The organism is Oleiphilus sp. HI0128, from assembly GCF_001635365.1.
Window position 1 is genome coordinate 1 of sequence record NZ_LWGG01000299.1, and the last position, 861, is coordinate 861.

Genomic DNA, 861 nt, shown 5'->3' on the forward strand with positions numbered 1-861 from the left:
TATCTAGATAGTAAGCTTGTCCGTCAGGGCCTCGATGGCGTAATTGTCCTGCCATTTGCTTGGCAAGTGCATAGCGATCTTTTTCAAACGGGGGGAGGCCAAACAAACCTGCTATTCCACACATAGGTTAACTCTCGATGTCGCTGCTTGAACTTATATCAGAATTTGATTGTATGTGTAACTGGATTATTGTATCCAGCATACCTTGAGTTGGCGTTAAGTTACTTTGACACTTCAGGTTGCATTCTTTCGAGAGAGCAACAAGTTGTGATTCATGGATATCAAGATAGGATTTTTTTAATTGTGCTATCTTGCTTGATCCTATTGAATTTGCAAATTGCGCTCCATGTTTATACCAGTAATATACTACTCGGTGCGTTCTTCCTGCTTTAGCAAGCGCGATACGAATTCTTACGTTTGGGTGTAGATCACTTGTCCATGCATAATCATTGATTAGCTGCCATCTGTTCTTATCAAATATTGTGTTCTGGCTATTGGCCATTTCTACATTACTATTGTTTAGGTAGGTGAGGATGTATAGGTCGAGCTGGTCTCCGAAGGCTCCGTATAAGCCTCGCGTTAAATTGGTTGGTTGTGGAAAGTGAGGTTTCCAGTTGGTCGCTCGAGTTGTATCGAGTGTTAGGCCATTTAGTGTTTTTGGTAGCTTAGGTTGGCTTACCTGGTATTCTCTATTTTCTGGTGGGCTAAGTGCTAGTTGGGAAATGATTAGTAAAACTGTGCAAGCTGTTAACGAGAGAATTTGTTGTTTCAATGGCTGCGATGTATCTTGTTTTACAGGTGACTCTTGTTCGCCTTCTGCATCGAAGTGGCGGTCGATGAAAAACCATGGAAGCATCACGG

Annotated in this window: 1 protein-coding gene; it reads right to left on the reverse strand. The window is 42.2% G+C overall.

Features of this window, described 5'->3' with window-relative positions:
* Positions 1 to 127: 127 nt before the first annotated feature.
* On the reverse strand, positions 128 to 861 hold a 734-nt coding region (locus tag A3763_RS03845; RefSeq protein ID WP_156494884.1), incomplete at its 5' end, for an exosortase-associated EpsI family protein.